Below are 4,104 nucleotides of genomic sequence, written 5' to 3'. Positions count from 1 at the left end.
CGGGGCCGCCTGGCGCGCCGGGCGCGGGTCAGTCACCGCCCCGCACCCCCAGCACCTCCGCCAGGTCGTAGCGGACGGGCTCCTCCAACTGGGCGTAGGTGCACGACCGGGGCGTGCGGTCCGGCCGCCAGCGGCGGAACTGGACGGTGTGCCGGAACCGGTCGCCCTGCATGTGGTCGTAGGCCACCTCGCACACCCGCTCGGGGCGCACGGCCAGCCACGACATGTCCTTCTGACCGCTCCACCGGCTCGGCGTGCCGGGCAGCCGGCGCTCGGCGTGCGCCTGCTCGTTCCGCCAGTCGGACCAGGGGTGGTCCTCGTAACCGTCGACGACCAGTGGCTGGAGTTCGGCCATCAGCTCCGCGCGGCGCCGCATCGGGAACGAGGCGCAGGCGCCGACGTGCTGCAACCTGCCGTCGGTGTCGTACAGACCGAGCAGCAGCGAACCCACCACCGGACCGCTCTTGTGCGGGCGGATCCCGGCGACGACGCAGTCGGCGGTGCGTTCGTGTTTGATCTTCAGCATCAGCCGCTGGTCGGGCCGGTAGGGCAGGTCCGGGTCCTTCGCGACGATCCCGTCCAGTCCGGCGCCCTCGTAGCGGTCGAACCACGAACGGGCGAGTTCGACGTCGGTGGTGGCCGGCGCGACGAAGACCGGGTCGCGGGCGTCCCGCAGCGCCTCGACCAGCAGTTCACGCCGCTGCCGCAGCGGCGCGTCGAGCAGCGCGGTGTCTCCCAGCGCCAGCAGGTCGAAGGCGACGAAGCCGGCGGGCGTCGACGTGGCGAGCAGCTTCACCCGGGAGGCGGCGGGGTGGATCCTGGCCTGCAGCGCGTCGAAGTCGAGACGGCCGTCGGCGGCCACCACGATCTCCCCGTCCACCACGCACCGCGGCGGCAGCCGGTCCAGGAGCGCGGCCACCAACTCCGGGAAGTACCGGGTCAGGGTGTTGGTGGAGCGGCTGCCGATCTCGATCTCGTCGCCGTCCCGGAACACCACGGCCCGGTAGCCGTCCCACTTGGCCTCGTAGTGCATGCCGGCCGGGATCCGCGTCACCGCCTTGGCCAGCATGGGCTTCACCGGAGGCATCACCGGAAGATCCATGGGCCGATTCTGCGTCCGGAGGGCGCCGGCCGCCCGTCGGCGAGCGCCGGACGGCGGCCCGGCCTAGCGTGGGGGCATGCGTGAGGCGCTGGAGCTCGAGGTCGGCGGACGGACGGTGCGGCTGTCCCATCCGGACAAGGTGTACTTCCCGGAGCGGGGTTTCACCAAGCTCGACGTCGCCCGCTACTACGCCACGGTCGGGGACGGTGTGCTGCGGGCGCTGCGGGACCGGCCGACCACACTGGAGCGCTACCCCGACGGGGTGACGGGGGAGTCGTTCTTCCAGAAGCGGGCCCCGAAGAACCTGCCGGAGTGGATCCCCACCGCACGCATCAGCTTCCCCAGCGGACGGCACGCGGACGAGATCTGCCCGACCGAGGTCGCGGCCGTGCTGTGGGCGGCGAACCTGGGCTGCCTGACCTTCCACCCCTGGCCCGTGCGACGGCAGGCTCCCGACCATCCGGACGAGTTGCGTATCGACCTGGACCCCCAGCCCGGGACCGACTACGACGACGCCCGCCGTGTCGCGGCGGACCTGCACGCGCTGCTGGGGGAACTCGGTCTGCGCGGCTGGCCCAAGACGTCCGGCGGCCGTGGCCTGCACGTGCTGGTGCCGCTGGAGCCCGAGTGGACCTTCGTGGACGTGCGGCGTTCGGCGATCGCGCTGGGACGCGAGTTGGAGCGTCGTGCGCCCGACCGGGTCACCACCGCGTGGTGGAAGGAGGAGCGCGGGGCGCGGATCTTCGTGGACTACAACCAGACGGCCAGGGACCGCACCGTGGCGTCCGCGTACTCGGTGCGGCCGGGACCCCGGGCGCAGGTGTCGGCTCCGCTGCGCTGGGAGGAACTCGCGGACGCCCGTCCGCAGGACTTCGACCTGGCGACGATGCCCGGGCGCTGGGCCGAGGTGGGTGACGTGCACGCCGACCTGGAGCACCACGCGTACCGGCTGGAGCCGTTGCTGGAACTGGCCGAGCGGGACCTGCGGGACCACGGCCTCGGGGACCTGCCGTACCCGCCCGACCACCCGAAGATGGCCGGGGAGCCCACCCGGGTGCAGCCCAGCCGGGCCAAGGGCCGGAAATGACGGGACGGCCCGCGGACGTGGCGTCCGGGGGCCGTCGTCGTACGACTTCGCCGCTCAAGCGGCCAACCGGTTCGACCGGTCAGGTCACTTGTTGATGCAGGTGTTGCCGAAGGTCGGGTTGAGCGCGGCGATCACGTTCACGGTGTTGCCGCAGATGTTGATCGGCACGGAAACCGGAACCTGGATCAGGTTGCCGCTGAGCACGCCGGGGGAGTGCGCCGCGACGCCCTCCGCGGAGGCGCCGCTCGAGTGCGCCATGGCGCCACCGGCACCGCCGACCATCAGGGCACAACCGGCGGCGGCCATCGTGGTGGCCTTGATGATGCGCTTCATCATCAATCTCCTTTCACAGGTGGATGAACCGTTCCCTTCAACGAGCGGAATGGTTCAGGGATACGCCCTGTCACTCGAAGGTTCAACGGGCTGCGCCGGTTGAACTCCTGGTGAATAACATTGCTGTGGGGAGAACGACGTGGGGCGGGTTCGGGCACGACCAGTGCCCCCATTCGGTGTGTTCAGCGCGTCTCGCGTGATCTCGAACTGGCTATCTGTCAAGGTGCTCTCCTGCTTGGCTGAAAAGAAATCGGAGAGCGAGTCATGCTGATGCCCCAAGGTTTTGCCGGGCGTGCCGCGCTGTGTGCGTTGACGGTCCTCACCGCGTCGGCGGTGCTGCCCGCCGCCGCCGCGCCGGTGGCCGCGGAGTCGGCGCGGGTGCCGTTCCAGGAGCGGTACACGGCGGTCCAGCACGGCGGGCTCGTCCGGGCCGCCAACTCCTCCATCACCTGCCGCACGGCGGTGGTGCGAGGGGCGCGCAGCTGCCCGGAGGCGCGCCGGGGCGCGGGGGTCAACGGCGACTACGAGATGTTCTACGTCGACGTGGACGACGACCCGCTGACGTACAACTCCAGCAAGGCGGAACTGCGTGTTCCGAAAGGTGCGCGGGTCAGCTGGGCGCGGCTCTACTGGGGCGGGAACCTGCGGGTGGGGGAGCAGAAGCCCCCTGAGGACAACGGTCGGGTGCTGGTCGCCGAGCCGGGGGGCCGCTACAAGGAGGTGCTGGCCGACTCCGTGATCGGTCATCGCACGAGCGGCAGCGACGACGCCTTCCAGGCCTCCGCCGACGTCACCGAACTGGTGCGCGGCAGCGCCTCCGGCCACTGGACGGTCGCTCAGGTGAACGTCGCGATGGGGCACTCGCCGGCCGGCGCGTGGGGTGGCTGGACGCTGGTGGCCGCCTACGAGAAAGCCGACGAGCCGCTGCGTCGGCTGGCCGTCTGGGACGGGTTCGAGGCGCTGCACGCCAACCGCCGGAATCTGTCCGTCCGTTTGAATGTTCCGGGTGTTCCGGCCGGCGCCGCCGGCAGCGCCGGAGTGGTCTCCTACAACGGCGACCGGGGCAGTGGCGACACGCTGAGTGTGCGTACCGACCGCCGGAAAGCCGTACGTATGGGCGACACTGCGAATGCGGTGAACGACGTCATGAACTCGACCATCGCGGACCACGGCCGGGACGTCCGGAACCGTGAACCGGCTCATACGAACAATCTTGGTTATGACTCGGACGTGTTCGATATCAAGCCCGCACTGAAGTACGGCGCCGACCGCCTCACCTTCGATTTCCGTTCCGGCTCCGACGGTTACCACACAGGCGTTCTCTTCCTGCAGGCCGACGCACGCCGCTGAGACGTTCTCCGGGGAGCCGGGCAGCACATTCACCAGATCCGCGTGTACGGGAGAGAACTGCGCGTGCCGCAACACACTCAACAGGCAGATCCGCTGACGGTGCTGCACCTCGCCCAACCGGTCGAGGGCGGGGTGGCCCGGGTGGTCGCCGACCTCGTCCGGGCCCACACCGCCGAAGTGCTGCGCGCCGTCACGGCCTGCCCGCCCGGCGGCACCCTGTCCGCCGCCGCCC

4 protein-coding genes and 1 pseudogene are annotated in these 4,104 nt (G+C 70.7%); 3 read left to right on the top strand and 2 right to left on the bottom strand.

The genetic code is table 11. The features are described from left to right. Window positions 1–28 precede the first annotated feature (28 nt). Window positions 29–1,102: an ATP-dependent DNA ligase gene (locus ACYVE9_RS17855; RefSeq protein WP_461028874.1), complete on the bottom strand. Its 1,074-nt coding sequence runs from the start codon at window positions 1,100–1,102 to the stop codon at window positions 29–31. A 76-nt stretch (window positions 1,103–1,178) separates the two neighbouring features. Between ACYVE9_RS17855 and ligD the strand changes: the two genes are divergently transcribed. Then, the gene (ligD, locus tag ACYVE9_RS17850; RefSeq protein WP_461028873.1) at window positions 1,179–2,189 is read left to right on the top strand and encodes a non-homologous end-joining DNA ligase; all 1,011 of its coding nucleotides are present in this window, start codon (window positions 1,179–1,181) and stop codon (window positions 2,187–2,189) included. Window positions 2,190–2,273: 84 nt separating this feature from the next. On the opposite strand, the gene ACYVE9_RS17845 is transcribed toward ligD, so the two are convergent. Then, window positions 2,274–2,522 (bottom strand): chaplin, encoded by a 249-nt coding sequence (locus tag ACYVE9_RS17845; RefSeq protein ID WP_461028875.1) that lies wholly within the window; start codon window positions 2,520–2,522, stop codon window positions 2,274–2,276. Window positions 2,523–2,786: 264 nt separating this feature from the next. Here ACYVE9_RS17845 and ACYVE9_RS17840 point away from each other — a divergent pair, with 264 nt between their 5' ends. Then, window positions 2,787–3,872: a DUF3344 domain-containing protein gene (locus ACYVE9_RS17840; RefSeq protein WP_461028872.1), complete on the top strand. Its 1,086-nt coding sequence runs from the start codon at window positions 2,787–2,789 to the stop codon at window positions 3,870–3,872. A gap of 63 nt (window positions 3,873–3,935) precedes the next feature. Beyond that, a pseudogene (locus tag ACYVE9_RS17835) lies at window positions 3,936–4,104 on the top strand (glycosyltransferase family 1 protein); the annotation flags it as partial.

This window comes from Streptomyces sparsus (genome assembly GCF_054776295.1).
The sequence above is the reverse complement of the archived record's forward strand: the minus strand, read 5'-3'. Positions and strand labels throughout refer to the sequence as shown.

Coding starts and splice junctions, on each gene's coding strand:
- ligD (WP_461028873.1), top strand. CDS start 1,179: ATGCGTGAGGCGCTGGAGCTCGAGGTCGGCGGACGGACGGTGCGGCTG.
- ACYVE9_RS17845 (WP_461028875.1), bottom strand. CDS start 2,522: ATGAAGCGCATCATCAAGGCCACCACGATGGCCGCCGCCGGTTGTGCC.
- ACYVE9_RS17855 (WP_461028874.1), bottom strand. CDS start 1,102: ATGGATCTTCCGGTGATGCCTCCGGTGAAGCCCATGCTGGCCAAGGCG.
- ACYVE9_RS17840 (WP_461028872.1), top strand. CDS start 2,787: ATGCTGATGCCCCAAGGTTTTGCCGGGCGTGCCGCGCTGTGTGCGTTG.